The sequence below is a fragment of the Streptomyces sp. NPDC041108 genome, from assembly GCF_055592645.1.
Window position 1 is genome coordinate 59225 of sequence record NZ_JBVIYK010000012.1, and the last position, 14411, is coordinate 73635.

Here is a 14411-nt window from a genome sequence, read left to right on the forward strand (position 1 = left end):
CGTTCTCCTTGCCTCAGGGCCTGGTCAGCTCGCCGCCGAGCCGTTCTCGTCGAGGAGCTTCTTGTACCAGTCGCGCAGCTTGTCGCCGCCCTTGCTCTTCCAGTCGGACACGGCCTGCTGCATGTCGCCGATCTTCTTGTGCCCGCGGATGATGTCGTCCTCGAGCTGCTCGAAGTCGTTGGCGAGGTTGGTGTAGCGGGAGGGCTCGGTGATCTGCAGGCCCCAGAAGGGCGTCTTCGTGGTGAAGGCGCCCATCCGCTGCTCCCACTCGACCATGGCCTTGGTGTAGTCCGGCATGTCGGGGTGGGCGGTGGTCGCGGCGGGGCTCGCCACCATGACGTAGGCGTTGAGAACCTCGTTGTTGCCCTTGTCGTTCTTGACGGGCACGCCGTCCTTGATCGTGTAGTGCGTGCCCTCGACGCCGTAGTTGGTCATCATCCACTCCTTGGTGCCGTACGGCGCCGCGGTGACGTTGGCGATCGCCAGCGCGTCCCGGATGACGGACTCGGATGCCTTCTTGCTGACGAAGGAGAAGATGCCGGCCGGGTTCACGGCGTACAGCACCGGATCACCGCCGTCGTGACCCCAGATGTCCATGCCCCAGATCTTGAAGTCGGGGTTCTGGGTGATCTGGGACGCCTGCTGGCCGTACCAGTTGACGATGTTGTTGTTCCAGATCAGGAACTCGCCGGCGGCGAACTTGGGTGCAGGGTCGGCGATCTGGCTCTTGCCCAGCTTGAAGTTGGGATGGACGACCCCTGCGGCGAACAGCTTGCGCGTCCACTCGATGGCTTCCAGGTACTCCGGGGTCTCGATGCGGTTGATCAGCTTGCCGTCGACCATGTTCCACCAGAGCGGCTTCTCCCCGCCCCCGATCACCCCGAAGTTGTTCATCGCGGTCCACTTCATGTCACCGCACGCCCACCGCTTGGCCCGGGCGTTGGTGATGTCCTTGCACAGGGCCATGAACTCCTCGGCGGACCGCGGGACTTCGTAGCCCTCCTCGTCGAAGATGTCCTGGCGGTAGAGGGGCACGATGTTCGGGACGGACGGGGCGGGCATCGGCAGGCCCATCAGCTTGCCGCCGAAGATGGAGCGCTGCCAGGCGCCGCTGGGGATCGCCGCGAGGTTGGGGTACTCCTCGGCCTTGTCCCCGGAGAGGTACGGGCCGAGGTCGGCGAACTTGCCGATGATGGCGCTGGGTATCTTGCCCATCATGTTCCAGCCGGGGATGACGACCATGTCCGGGACGTCGCTGGAGGCGAGGACCGCGCCGAGCTTCTGGTCGTAGGTGTTGCCGTCCTGGTTCCGCCACTGGACGTCCACGCCGATCAGGTCGTTCATCGCCGTGTAGTAGGAGTTGTCGCCCTTCGGCGGCGAGCCCCAGAACGGCGACATGACGGTGACCTTGCCGCCCTTGCCGAGCTTCTTGGCGACCGAGGTCTGGAGCGCGGCGCCGTCGAGCGGGGCGGTGAAGCCCATCGACGAACCGTACTTCGCCGGGATGTCCGGCTTCACCACGTTGCTGGCCACGTACGCCGGAAGGATCTTCTTGGCGTCCTTGCCCGAGGTGGTGCCCTCACGCGAGCCGCTGTCCGAGCCGCCGCAGGCGGACAGCAGCGGCAGCCCCCCGGCCACCGCTGCGGTGGCGACCGCCGTGGAAGCGAGGAAGCTTCTCCGGCTGGGGGAGGAGGGGGCGGAGTTCGGCGTCATTGCGTCAACCCTTCATGGCGCACACCAGGACACCCGGCGGTGGCCGTCGGCTGCGGTGTCTTCGACAGAACTGGCTGTGCAGAAGCGATGCGCGTCGCAGGGAGAGGGAGCGCGAGAAGCGGTGCTCTCCACAGTCGAAGCGCTTCGATGTTGCTGCGAGGTTAAGTGAACGACCGGGGGTGCACAAGGGTCGATTCGCAGATTCCTCGGAGGTGCCGGGGACTGGAGCACCCCCTTCCGATCTTCGCTCTCCACGGCCTGAATGACGGTGGGGATACGGATCTGTTGCGCCTCGGTCTCTTGACACCCACCCCACCGTCGAACCAGCATCGAAGCGCTTCGAAAGCGCCTCGTCGCTCCATCGCAAAGGGATCCCCACGTGACCGTAGAGACGACTCCCACGCCACCTTTCCGCGATCCGCAGCTGCCGGTCGCGAAGCGCATCGACGATCTGCTCCAGCGGCTCACCCCGGACGAGAGGATCGCGTTCCTGCACCAGTTCGCGCCCGCCGTCGACCGTCTCGGGGTGGCCGCGTTCCGTACCGGCCAGGAGGCGCTGCACGGGGTGGCATGGATGGGGCCGGCGACGGTGTTCCCGCAGGCCGTCGGCCTCGGCGCGACCTGGAACGAGGACCTCGTGCGCCGTGTCGGCGAGGCCGTGTCCAGCGAGGTCCGCGCGATGCGGGCCCGTGACGACCGGGTCGGCCTCAACGTCTGGTCCCCCACGGTCAACCTGCTGCGCCACCCCCTGTGGGGCCGCAACGAGGAGGGCTACTCCGAGGACCCGCGGCTGACCTCGGCGATCGCGACCGCGTACACCCGCGGCCTGCGCGGCGACCACCCCACGTACTGGCGCACGGCCCCGGTCCTCAAGCACTGGCTGGCGCACAACAACGAGACCGACCGCTCCACCACCTCCTCCTCGGTCCGCCCCCGGGTCCTGCACGAGTACGACCTGCGCGCCTTCCGCGAGACCGTCGAGGCGGGCGCGGTGGCCGGCGTGATGCCCGCCTACAACCTGGTCAACGGTCGCCCCAACCACGTCTCGCCCCTGCTGGCCGAGCAGCTGCGGACCTGGACCGACGAGCCTCTGCTGGTCTGCTCGGACGCGGGCGCGCCGTCGAACCTGGTCGACTCCGAGCACTACTTCGACACCCACGAGGAGGCGACCGCCGCCTCGTTGCGCGCCGGCGTCGACAGCTTCACCGACCACGGCACCGACGGTTCGACGATCACCGGACGCGTCCGGGACGCCCTGACCCGGTCGCTGCTGACCATGGACGACATCGACGAGGCGGTCCGCCGCCAGCTCTCCGTCCGCTTCCGCCTCGGGGAGTTCGACCCCGGCCGCGACCCGTACGCCGACGTCAAGGACTTCGACACCCCGGCCCACCGCGCTCTCGCCCAGGAGGCCGCGGAACAGGCGGTCGTCCTGCTCAGGAACGAGGGCGGCCTGCTGCCGCTCGCGGCCGACACCCGCCTCGCCGTCGTCGGTCCGCTCGCCGACGAGTGCAAGCTCGACTGGTACAGCGGCACCCTGCTGCACCGCTCCACCCCGCTCGAAGGTCTGTACGACCGCTTCGGCGCGGAGCGCGTGACGTTCGCGGAGGGCGTGGACCGCGTACGCCTGCGTGCGCACTCCACCGGCGCGTTCGTGTCCGTCCCCGAGGCCCCGGAGGCCGCCGACGAGGTGCGCGGCGCGCAGGGGGCGCTCGACCCGGCGCTGCTGGCCGGCCGCACCGACCTGTCGCCGCTGACCACGGACCCGGACGGCAGCGAACTGGCCCTCGTCGACTGGGGCGAGGGCGTGCTCACCCTCCGCGCGCCGGACGGCCGCTATCTCTCGGTCGCCGACGACGGATTCCTGCGCGCCTCCGCCGACCAGCCGGGGGGCTGGTTCGTCCAGGAGACGTTCCGCCTGGAGCCCTGCGAACCCCACGGAACGGGCCACCTCCTCAAACACCTGGGAACAGGCCGGTACGTCACTGTCGGCGCCGACGGAGTGAAGGTTGCCGACGGTGATCCGGAAACCTTCGACGTGGTCGTGACCGAACGCGGCGAGGCCGCCGTCGCGCGGGTGGCCGCCGAGGCCGACGTCGTCCTCGTGGTCGCGGGCAACGACCCGCACATCAACGGCCGCGAGACCGAGGACCGTACGACCCTCGCCCTCCCCGCCCACCAGGAACGGCTGCTGCGCGCGGCCCGCACGGCCAACCCGAACACGGCCCTGGTCCTGGTCTCGGCCTATCCCTACGCCGTCGACCTCACCGGTGTGCCCGCCGCCCTGTGGACCGCGCACGGCGGCCAGGCCGCGGGCACCGCCCTGGCCCGGGTCCTCGCCGGCGACGTCTCCCCCGCGGGCCGCCTCCCGCAGACCTGGTACGCGGCCGACGCCGACCTCCCCGACCTCCTCGACTACGACGTGGTCGGCTCCCGCCAGACGTACCTCTACTTCGAGGGCACCCCGCTGTTCCCGTTCGGCCACGGCCTGTCCTACGCGGAGTTCGCCTACGGGAACCTGACCGCCCGCGTGGACGACGGCTGCCTGACGGTCTCCTTCACCGTCACCAACACGGGCGCGGTGAGCGCCGACGAGGTCGCCCAGCTCTACGTCCGTGCCGAGGAGCCGTCGGTCCCGCGCCCGCGCCGCGAGCTGGCCGGCCACCGCCGCGTCACCCTCGCCCCCGGCGCCTCCACGGAGCTGACGTTCCGGCTCCCGCTCTCCGTACTGGAGTTCTGGGACGTGGCCCACGGCGCCTGGCATCGGGAGCCGGGCGCCTACGAACTGCTGGCCGGCGCGTCCAGCGAGGACATCCGCCTCCGCACGACCGTCACCGTCGACGGAGACCCGCTCGCCCCGCGCCCGGTCCCGACCCACGGCCTGGACGCGGCGGACTTCGACGAACAGCGCGGCACGGAGATCGTCGACCGCACCAGGGTGTCCGGCGACGCGGTGACGCCGGCGGGCGACGGCCCCGGTGAACTGCTGTACCGCGCCTGCGACTTCGGGGCGGGGGTCACCGAGGTGACGGTCGAGGTGGCGGGCACGGGGAGTGTCGAGTTCGCGCTCGTCGACGGCCCGGAGCCGGTGACCCTGACGCTCGACCGGCCCACCGCGGGCCCGTACGCGTACACGACCCTGCGCGCCGCCGTCTCGGCGGCGGGGACGCACGACGTCCGGCTGGTGCTGCGCGGCCCGCTGCGGCTGGCGCACGTCGGCTTCTCCGGTTGAGGGTCCGGAGCGAGCCGGCACACAGAAGGGGCCCGGCACCGGAAGGCATCGGTGCCGGGCCCCTTCGTCCCGGGATCTGACCCGAGACTACATGAAAATGATTGTCACAAGCTAGGGGTGGCCGGGGATTGCGGGCCGCCCGGCCGTTCCGAGGGCGCTCAGAGCTGGAGCCCCGTCAGCACCATCACCCGCTCGTAGGTGTAGTCGTCCATGGCGAAGCGCACACCCTCCCGCCCGACGCCGGACTGCTTCACCCCGCCGTACGGCATCTGGTCGGCGCGGTAGGACGGCACGTCACCGATGACCACGCCGCCCACCTCCAGCGTGCGGTGGGCGCGGAAGGCGGTCTGCAGGTCGTGGGTGAAGACACCCGCCTGCAGGCCGTACTTGGAGTCGTTGACGGCGGCGAAGGCCGCGGCCTCCCCCTCCACCTTCCGTACGGTGAGGACGGGCCCGAAGACCTCCTCGCAGGCGACGCTCACGTCGGCGGGCACGTCGGCGAGGACGGTCGGCGCGTACGAGGCGCCGTCGCGCTTGCCGCCGGTGAGCAGCGTGGCGCCGGCGTCGACCGCCTCCTGGACCCATGCCTCGACCCGCTCGGCTGCGTCCTCGCTGACCAGCGGTCCCACATCGGTCGCCCCGTCGGACGGGTCGCCGGTGACCTGCGCCTCGACCGCGGCGACGATGCGCGGCAGCAGCCGGTCGTACACGGACGCGTCCGCAATCACCCGCTGCACGGAGATGCAGGACTGGCCGCCCTGGTAGTTCGAGAAGGTCGCGATGCGGCCGGCGGCCCAGTCGAGGTCCTCGTCGCTCGCGTAGTCGGCGAGCACGACCGCCGCGCCGTTGCCGCCCAGCTCCAGGGTGCAGTGCTTGCGCGGCGCCGAGTCCATGATCGCGTAGCCGACCTTCTCGGACCCGGTGAAGGAGATCACGGGCAGCCGCTCGTCCTGGACGAGGGCGGGCATACGGTCGTTCGCGACCGGCAGGATGCTCCAGGACCCGGCGGGGAGCGCGGTGGCCGCGTCCGCGAGCAGGTCACCGATGATCAGCCCGGACAGGGGGGTGGCCGGCGCCGGCTTCAGGATGATCGGCACACCCGCCGCGATCGCCGGGGCGATCTTGTGGGCGCAGAGGTTGAGCGGGAAGTTGAAGGGCGCGATCCCGAGGACGACACCCTTGGGGAAACGGCGCGTGAGGGCGAGCCGCCCCTGTCCGCCCAGGTCGGTGTCGAGCCGCTGCGCCTCACCGCCGTTGAACCGCCGGGCCTCCTCGGCGGCGAACCGGAACACCGAGACCGCCCGGCCGACCTCGCCGCGCGCCCACTTGATCGGCTTGCCGTTCTCGGCGGAGATCAGCTGCGCGATCTCCTCGGTCCGCTCGACGAGACTCCTGCTGACATGGTCGAGCACGGCGGCCCGCACATGCGCGGGCGTCGCCGCGAACTCGTCGCGTACGGCGTAGGCGGCGGCCACGGCCTCTTCGACCTGCTCGTCCGTCGGCACGCTCACCGTGCCGACCAGACGGCCGTCCCAGGGCGACGTCACATCGAACGTGGTCGCACCGGTGGCCCGACGGCCGGCGAGCCAGAAGGCGTGAGTGGCGGTCATAGTCGATCCCGGCCCTTCGGTGGGTACACATGTCGTCTTCCGGCACCACGGTAGGCCCGCGACGCCAGCGGGTGGCTTGTCCGGCACGTATGAGTACGGCCGGGGGGTGTGCCGGATTGGAGGGGTGGGGCGGGTGTGGGTGCGTGGGGCTGGTCGCGCAGTTCCCCGCATCCCCGGAAGACCATGCCCCCGAGGCCCTGAAAGCGGCCGGTACCGGCCTGGAAAGCAGTGGGCGCGACCCCTGCTTCTCAGGGGCGCGGGGAACTGCCCCTTCTCAGGGGCGCGGGGAACTGCGCGAGAAGCCCCACCGGACCCGCGGCCGGGGGGCGCAGGGGCGCAGCCCCTGGAGGAGGGACGGGTAAGGGCAGCGGGGGCGAAAAGGACCCCCTACTCCCCCGCGGCAGCGGTCGCCTTCAACGCCAGCCACAGCTCCATCCGCACATCGGGATCGTCCAGCGACCGCCCCACGATCTCCTCCACCCTCCGCATCCGGTACCGCAACGTATGCCGATGCACCCCCAGATCGGCGGCAGCCGCATCCCACTGCCCGTGCCGGGACAACCACGCCCGCAACGAGGCCACGAGATCCCCCCGCCCGGTCGCGTCGTGCTCGCGCAGCGGCCGGAGCAGACTGTCCGCGAACGCCCGCACCGCGTCGTCACCGAGCAGCGGCAGCACGGACCCCGCGGCCAGCTCCTCGTGCTCGACGAGACACCGCCCGCGCCGCCGGGCCACGGACAGCGCCTGCTCGGCCTGCTTGTACGCGGAGGCGGCCGCGATCGGCCCGGCGGGCGCGGACAACCCGACGACGAGTTCCTCCTCCTCCACGGAGACGGGGACGGGGACACCGGCTGAGACGGAGCCGCCGGCCCCGGCCCCCGGATCCCGCCCGTCCGCCCGAGCCGTCTCCAACGCCACCGCGAACGCCCCGCACGCCGCGACCGCCGCACCTCCGTCCACGGCGAGCACCACCAGCCGCTCCCCGTCCGGCACGACGAGCACGGACTCCCCGGCCCGCGCGGCGGCGGCCTCCACCACCTCGACGAGCTGTCCGAGCAGATCACCGCCCGCCCGCCGGGCCCCGGCCTCGCCCGCCGCCCCCTCCACCCGTGCCCGCGCCGCCGACGCGGACTCCGCGAGGATCAACCGGAACGGGGCGTCCAGCAGCCCTCCGTACAGATCCCCGGCGACGGCGCGCGCGTGGTCGCACTCCCCGGCCAGCAGCATGCGCAACACCGCCGCGCCGATCCGCTGCTCGGCGGCGTGCAGCGAGCGCGAGCGTTCCGTGGTGAGCGTCAGCAGGGCGATCGCGGAGTGGACGGCGTACCGCTCGGCCGTGCCGAGGGCCGCCGCCGTGCCGACGGCGAGGGCGGCACGGGCCCGGCGCCCGGTGCCGAGGGAGTGCAGTTCGACGCGGTCCTCGCCGCCGACGACCGCGCTGGCCGGCGCGGGCCGGTCGCGCAGCCGTTCGACGTCGGCGGTGAGCCGGCCGGCCCGCCGCTCCGCCCACTCGGGCGCCACCGCGACGACCGCGCCGGAGGCGTCGTACAGGGCGGCCCACCCGTCGACCTGCCCGGCGAGCGCGCCGAGCAGCCCCTCGGGACCGTCGGTCAGCGCCTGCCGGGTGAGTTCCCGCTGGGCGGCGAACCCCGCCGTCACCGCCCGGTACTGCTCGGCGGCGATGGCCGCCGACACCGCCTTGCTGATGGCGAGGAAGGGCGTACGCCGGGGCACCTCCAGCAGGGGCAGCCCCTCTCCCCGGGCCGCGGCGACGAGGGCCTCGGGGACGTCCTCGTAGTGCACCCCGACGGCGAACCCGAGCCCGACGACGCCCGCGCCCACCAGTCGCCGTACATAGCGCCGCATCGCCTCCGGATCCTCCGCGTCCAGTTTCAGCGCGGTGATCAGCAGCAGCTCCCCGCCCTCCATGTACGGCACGGGATCGGCCAGCTCGCTGGCGTGCGCCCAGCGCACGGGCACGTCCAGGCGGTCCTCGCCCGCCCGCACGGTCAGCTTGAGCGTGGAGTGGTGGACGAGCGAGGCGAGCGTGGGGGGCATGAGACCTTCAGGTCGACGTGGGCTTGCGGCCACCGGAGTGACCTTTTGGCCGCGGTGTATGAACGACCTGTCCCGATTCTGCCTCACCGTACGGTCACAGGCCCCCCACACCGCCCACCGAATGGCTCGAACTGAGCGGCCCCGGGCCCCGCCGCTCAGCCGCGCAGATCCACCAGCAGCGGGGGCGCGTGCTCGCCCCGCACGGTCGTCAGCGACAGCACCGCGTGACCCGGCGGCACGCCGTGCGCGAGCTCGGAGGCGGACCAGCGTTCCCGTTCGACCTGGCGCACGGTCACGGCCCGTGCGGTGGGCGCGTGGCCGGTGATCATCCGGCGCAGCGCGTGCCAGGCCTTCCCGGCCGGGGAGTCGGCGATGATCTGCCGGTCGGTGACGTCCCGCGCCTCGGTCCACTCCTTGCCCCAGACCTCGGCGAAGTCCTGCCCGTCCCACGGGGTGAGCCCGGACAGCGCCATCCGGCAGCCGGTGGCGCCGAGGAGCGGCCCGCGCAGCGGCCGGGGCACGTCGTCGAGGGTGCGCAGGGTGAGGACGGCGCCCGCGTTGGTCGAGCGCAGCCGCTGGATCCCGCGGACGGCCTCCGGTGTGACGACCCCGGTCGCGTCGTCCAGCACGAGGCAGGCGAACAGCGACCGGTCGTCCCGTACGGCGACGCTCGCCGTGAACTGCGCGAGCACCAGCCGGGCCAGGATGCGCGAGGCGTCGGCGTGGCCGCGTTCGGGAAGGTCGATACGGACCCGTACCGGGTGGTCGAGGGCGCGCAGGGAGAAGGGCCGGGACTGGCCCGAGGTGTCGAAGAACGTGGCGAAGGCGGGCCGGTCGAGGAGGGCGACCCGGTCGGCCAGCACCCCGCCGACATCGCCGGGATGCCCGAGCTGGCGCTCCCGCGCGTCCAGTTCCCGCAGCAGGGACTCCTGCCCGGCGTCCTGGAGGGCCCGGCGCAGCTCGCCCAGCGGACCCGGCGAGCCGTCCAGCAGCTGGCGCAGCTGCGGCACCGACGGGAACCGCCCGTGCACCGCCCGGTACGGGCCGAGCAGCTGGGCGAGGACGGTGGTGGAGCGCCGGCTGTCGCCGCCGGGGTGCGGGTCGGCCAGGTCGCCGACGAGCGCCTCCGCGAGGACGGCGGCGGCCTCGTCGGGGTCCGTGGTCCCCCCGTAGAGGTCGAGATCGTAGACGGACTCAGGGTTCCCGATGCGCACGACGACGTCGTAGGCGTCGGCGGGTCCGAGTCCCGCCCCGGCCGCCCCCACGACCACCACCGCGGCCCGCCCGGCGAGCGCGTGCAGGCACAGCGACTCGGCGACGGGCCAGACCACGCTGCCGGTCTTGCCCGATCCGGCGGGTCCGACGGCCAGCAGGGACGTGCCGAGCAGGTCGGGGCCCAGGGCGAGGCCCGTGCCCCGGTAGGCGTAGGGGTTGCGAGGGTCGTCGACGGTGCCGCCCAGTCGGACCTGGCCGGTGACCAGGTCGTGCCGGGCGAGCCGGGCAGGCAGGTCCCGCTCCCCGGAGGGGTGCAGACACGCCGCCGCGCCGTCCTTCAGCACCGCGCCGGTGAACGTCGCCAGACTGTGCCGCCCGCTGCGCACGCCCTGCCACGCCCGCATGATCCGCGCGTGGTCCACGTCCCGCATGAGCCCGGCTGCGGCCTCCGCCACGAGCCGCTCTGCGGCATCCCCGGCCCCGGCCTCGCGGAGCGGGTTCCATCGGGCGGGGTCGTCCTGGGCGGCAGGGACCGCTTCCTCCGGTGACCGACCGCGAAGACGGGGGCCGACGAAACGGCGCCAGACCTCGCCCCAGCGGCCCAGTCTGGCCACTGCGACAAGGATCAACAGGGCCACGAGCAGCTCATAGCCCCGGTACAGAATGAACGTGCCGACCTGACCACCCTCGCCGGATCCGCCCTGCCAGGAGTCGGGAGCGATCAGATCGAGCGGGATCCACCACCAGTAACCGAGGTAACCGTTCTGCAGCAATGACCAGACGAGCCAGCCCACCAGGAAGGCGATGAGGGCCCCGCCGATGAGCTGACGTTTGGGAATCTCCTCGGGTTCTTCGTCAGGGCGGGGTGTGTGCCCGTACCGCCACACGCCTGGTGCCGCGTCCGGCCGCGGCACCCGCAGCCAGGCGAGAAAGGAAGACCCGTCCGGCATCGGCGGAACCCCTGGTGTGTGCGCGGGGCGAGGGGGCGTCAAGGGCCCCTCGGGTGGCCCCGCCGGGCGCGGCACAGGATTCGCATGCGTGCCCCGCACGTCCCGCGTCCCGTCGCTGTCCATCGCGCTTGCCCCCTGACCAGCCGTTCCGTCCACCATCAGCGAGCCAATCTAACGCCCTCGCAAGGGGAGTTCACCGCTTACGCGGCCGGGCGGGCCGTGAAGCGGCCCGTCCGTGACCCTCGGCCGCCGATTCACCCCCGGCGACGCGCCATGTCCATCAAGGACAAGCCGTGCCGTCAACAACGCCCACATGGAGCATGCCCAGTGTTCCTTCCCGGTCCTAGCCTGCGAGTAAAAGAAGACAAGCGTCCGCAAGAGCCCCAGGAGCCCCACATGAGCGCACTTCCCCAGGAGCGCCGCGTAGTCACCGCCATCCCCGGACCGAAGTCCCAGGAACTGCAGGCTCGTCGTGTCGCCGCCGTCGCGGCGGGCGTGGGGTCCGTGCTGCCCGTGTTCACCGCGCGCGCGGGCGGCGGCATCATCGAGGACGTCGACGGCAACCGGCTGATCGACTTCGGTTCGGGTATCGCCGTCACCAGCGTCGGCGCCAGCGCCGAGGCCGTCGTCCGCCGGGCCACCGCCCAGCTCCAGGACTTCACGCACACCTGTTTCATGGTCACCCCGTACGAGGGCTACGTCGCCGTCGCCGAGGCCCTCGCCGAGCTGACCCCGGGCGACCACGCCAAGAAGTCCGCGTTGTTCAACAGCGGCGCCGAGGCCGTCGAGAACGCGGTGAAGATCGCCCGGTCGTACACCAAGCGACAGGCCGTGGTCGTGTTCGACCACGGCTACCACGGCCGCACCAACCTCACGATGGCGCTGACCGCCAAGAACATGCCGTACAAGCACGGCTTCGGCCCGTTCGCGCCCGAGGTGTACCGCGTGCCCGTCGCGTACGGCTACCGCTGGCCGACCGGCCCGGAGAACGCCGGCCCCGAGGCCGCCGCGCAGGCCGTCGACCAGATCGCCAAGCAGGTCGGCGCCGAGAACGTGGCCGCGATCATCATCGAGCCGGTGCTCGGCGAGGGCGGCTTCATCGAGCCGGCCAAGGGCTTCCTTCCCGCGATCCGGAAGTTCGCCGCCGACAACGGCATCGTCTTCGTCGCCGACGAGATCCAGTCGGGCTTCTGCCGCACCGGCCAGTGGTTCGCCTGCGAGGACGAGGGCATCGTCCCGGACCTGATCACCACCGCCAAGGGCATCGCCGGCGGCCTCCCGCTCGCCGCCGTCACCGGCCGCGCGGAGATCATGGACGCGGCGCACGCGGGCGGCCTGGGCGGCACCTACGGCGGCAACCCCGTCGCCTGCGCGGGCGCCCTCGGCTCGATCGAGACGATGAAGGAGCTGGACCTCAACGCCCGGGCGAAGAGCATCGAGGCGACGATGAAGGCCCGCCTCAGCGCGATGGCCGAGAAGTTCGACATCATCGGCGACATCCGCGGCCGCGGCGCCATGATCGCCGTCGAGCTGGTCAAGGACCGTGCGACGAAGGAGCCGAACCCGGAGGCGACCGCCGCGCTGGCGAAGGCCTGCCACCAGGAGGGTCTGCTCGTCCTGACCTGCGGCACCTACGGCAACGTGCTGCGTTTCCTGCCGCCGCTCGTCATCGGCGAGGACCTGCTGAACGAGGGCCTCGACATCATCGAGCAGGCGTTCGCCGGCGTCTGACGCACCCCAGGACGGCGCCGCCACGGACGGCGCCGTCCGCGCATGGCGCCGTCCGTGCACGGCATCACCCGCGTCCGGCGCCGTCCGTGCCGGCGCACCGTGCCCGGGCGCCCCTGCATGTGGGGCGCCCGCATACGGAAATCCCCCACCCGCCTCCGACGTCCCACGCTTCCCGGAACCGGAATCCGATGCCGGGGCCGATCCGGATTCCGGTCCCTGTGGACAGGCGTCGGAGCGCGTGAAGAAGGTGTGCAAGGTGCATGAGGGGTCGCGATTCCGGCTGTCCCGGCCGCATTCCCTGCCGTAGGTTCTTGTGCAGATGAGAGATACACCCCGCCCACAGGGGACTGTGGGTGACACCGGGTCGGGGCCTCCCCAGCTTCGCCCTGGTCGTGCCCTCGCGCACACACACGGAGCTTCCGGCTCCGGATCTCCTCACGGATCGGACGGCCGCCCGCCCCAAACCCCCCGGGGCGTGCGGCACACCGATCCGGACGGCCGTCCTCGAACCACCCCCCCTGTTCGAGGACGGCCGATCATCCTCTCCGGCCGGCCCGCCGCCCTCCTCCTTCTCGGCGCCCCGGCCCTCCTCTTCACGCTGATCACCTGGCAGGTCCTCGCGCACGGCCCGCTGGCCCGCGCGGACGAACGCCTCAGCGACCTGCTCGTCCACCGGGGCGCGCCCACCCAGTTCCTCGCCGACCTCGGCAGCGTCTCGGTCGCCGTCCCGGTCCTCGCCCTCGTGCTGCTGTACGTCGCGTGGCGCGCGCGGGCCGACGGCCGGCGGTACGCGTGGCGGCCGTCCGCCGCGGCGGCGCTCCTCCTGGCCGCCGTGCCGCTCTGGGTGATCCCGCTGAAGGAGCTGATCGCCCGGCCGGGTCCGCCGGTCATGGGTCCGGGCACGGGTTTCTACCCCTCCGGCCACACCGCGACGGCCTGCGTCGCGTACGGCGCCGCCGTCCTGCTCCTGCTGCCCCTGCTGCGCGGCGCCCCCGCGCGCCGCGCGGTCGTGGTGCTCGCGGTCGTGCTGAACCTCGGGGTCGGCTTCGGTCTGGTGCGCCAGGGGTATCACTGGCCGCTCGACGTGGTGGCGAGCTGGTGCGTGTGCGTTCTGCTGCTGTCCTCGCCGTGGTCGCGAGGACTCCGGAGCCCTCGCGGGTGACGTCCGCGTCGGCCGCACGGGCGGCCGACGAGAGCGCGAAGCGGCCGGGGAGGGCCGCCGTCACCACATCCGGACGGCCGGGGGACGGCCGCCGTCGGCTGTGGTCCTCAGCTCCCCGACTGCCGGTCCTCGTCCCTGGCCAGGCTCGCCGCCGCCTCGTGCATCGCCAGTTCGAGCAGGGCCGGATCGGTGAGGGTGCCGCTGCCGTCCGGCGGGATCAGCCAGCGGACTCCGCCGGTCTGCCGTCCCGGGTACGGCACCACGATCCAGGTGCCGCCGCCCGCGCTGCGCACCCCCGTGCCGAGCCACCGCGACGCCGTGCCCGGCGGTACGAAGAAACCCATGCGGTCGTCGCCGAAGTCGGCGAGCACGGGTCCGGGCCGGTCGATGATGCGGGTGAGGACATCGAGTGTGGGATAGCCGAGCAGGCCCGGCAGGATCAGCACGTCCCAGGCCCTGCCCGCCGGAAGCAGGGCGACCCCCAGGGGGTTGCGCTCCCACTCCCGGCGACAGGCCTCGGGATCCGGTGATACGGATGCCAGCCACTCGGCCGCCGTCTTGGCCCCAGTCATGACAGGGACCTTCCTCTCTCTAGAGCTCCGTCGGACGCGGTTTTCGCGTCAGGAGCACAGACAGAGGTTCCGGCCGGGCATTACGCGGGTTCCGACCACTTCTTGGTGGTGAATGGAGTAGCCCGCCACAGCGGGGCGTACGCCTGTTGATCACGCGCGCGCCGTCAC

At 72.3% G+C, this 14411-nt stretch carries 8 protein-coding genes; 3 read left to right on the forward strand and 5 right to left on the reverse strand.

Going from position 1 to position 14411, the window contains the following annotated elements:
• Window positions 1-24: 24 nt before the first annotated feature.
• Window positions 25-1713: an extracellular solute-binding protein gene (locus ACZ6BB_RS29370; protein WP_471618157.1), complete on the reverse strand. Its 1689-nt coding sequence runs from the start codon at window positions 1711-1713 to the stop codon at window positions 25-27.
• Between the two features lie 379 nt (window positions 1714-2092).
• On the opposite strand from ACZ6BB_RS29370, the gene ACZ6BB_RS29375 reads away from it, so the two are divergent.
• Window positions 2093-4945 carry a glycoside hydrolase family 3 C-terminal domain-containing protein gene (locus ACZ6BB_RS29375; protein WP_471618158.1) on the forward strand — a complete coding sequence of 951 codons (2853 nt, stop codon included), beginning with the start codon at window positions 2093-2095 and terminating at the stop codon, window positions 4943-4945.
• A 158-nt stretch (window positions 4946-5103) separates the two neighbouring features.
• Here ACZ6BB_RS29375 and ACZ6BB_RS29380 read toward each other — a convergent pair whose 3' ends face one another.
• The 3 genes from ACZ6BB_RS29380 to ACZ6BB_RS29390 form a co-directional block, all read right to left on the reverse strand.
• On the reverse strand, window positions 5104-6555 hold the full coding sequence (locus ACZ6BB_RS29380; RefSeq protein WP_471618159.1) for an aldehyde dehydrogenase family protein: 1452 nt from the start codon (window positions 6553-6555) through the stop codon (window positions 5104-5106).
• 387 nt (window positions 6556-6942) lie between these two features.
• Entirely contained in the window at window positions 6943-8613 is a 1671-nt protein-coding gene (locus ACZ6BB_RS29385) for a PucR family transcriptional regulator (protein WP_471618160.1), read from the reverse strand.
• 155 nt (window positions 8614-8768) lie between these two features.
• The gene (locus ACZ6BB_RS29390) at window positions 8769-10901 is read right to left on the reverse strand and encodes an ATP-binding protein (RefSeq protein ID WP_471618161.1); all 2133 of its coding nucleotides are present in this window, start codon (window positions 10899-10901) and stop codon (window positions 8769-8771) included.
• A 273-nt stretch (window positions 10902-11174) separates the two neighbouring features.
• Between ACZ6BB_RS29390 and gabT the strand changes: the two genes are divergently transcribed.
• Window positions 11175-12509, forward strand: a complete 1335-nt coding sequence (gene gabT, locus ACZ6BB_RS29395) for a 4-aminobutyrate--2-oxoglutarate transaminase (protein WP_471618162.1) — start codon at window positions 11175-11177, stop codon at window positions 12507-12509.
• A 475-nt stretch (window positions 12510-12984) separates the two neighbouring features.
• The gene (locus ACZ6BB_RS29400; protein ID WP_471618163.1) at window positions 12985-13671 is read left to right on the forward strand and encodes a phosphatase PAP2 family protein; all 687 of its coding nucleotides are present in this window, start codon (window positions 12985-12987) and stop codon (window positions 13669-13671) included.
• Window positions 13672-13778: 107 nt separating this feature from the next.
• On the opposite strand, the gene ACZ6BB_RS29405 is transcribed toward ACZ6BB_RS29400, so the two are convergent.
• Window positions 13779-14243 carry a hypothetical protein gene (locus ACZ6BB_RS29405; protein WP_471618164.1) on the reverse strand — a complete coding sequence of 155 codons (465 nt, stop codon included), beginning with the start codon at window positions 14241-14243 and terminating at the stop codon, window positions 13779-13781.
• Between the last annotated feature and the right edge of the window lie 168 nt (window positions 14244-14411).

Coding starts and splice junctions, on each gene's coding strand:
- ACZ6BB_RS29390 (WP_471618161.1), bottom strand. CDS start 10,901: ATGGACAGCGACGGGACGCGGGACGTGCGGGGCACGCATGCGAATCCT.
- ACZ6BB_RS29405 (WP_471618164.1), bottom strand. CDS start 14,243: ATGACTGGGGCCAAGACGGCGGCCGAGTGGCTGGCATCCGTATCACCG.
- ACZ6BB_RS29380 (WP_471618159.1), bottom strand. CDS start 6,555: ATGACCGCCACTCACGCCTTCTGGCTCGCCGGCCGTCGGGCCACCGGT.
- gabT (WP_471618162.1), top strand. CDS start 11,175: ATGAGCGCACTTCCCCAGGAGCGCCGCGTAGTCACCGCCATCCCCGGA.
- ACZ6BB_RS29385 (WP_471618160.1), bottom strand. CDS start 8,613: ATGCCCCCCACGCTCGCCTCGCTCGTCCACCACTCCACGCTCAAGCTG.
- ACZ6BB_RS29370 (WP_471618157.1), bottom strand. CDS start 1,713: ATGACGCCGAACTCCGCCCCCTCCTCCCCCAGCCGGAGAAGCTTCCTC.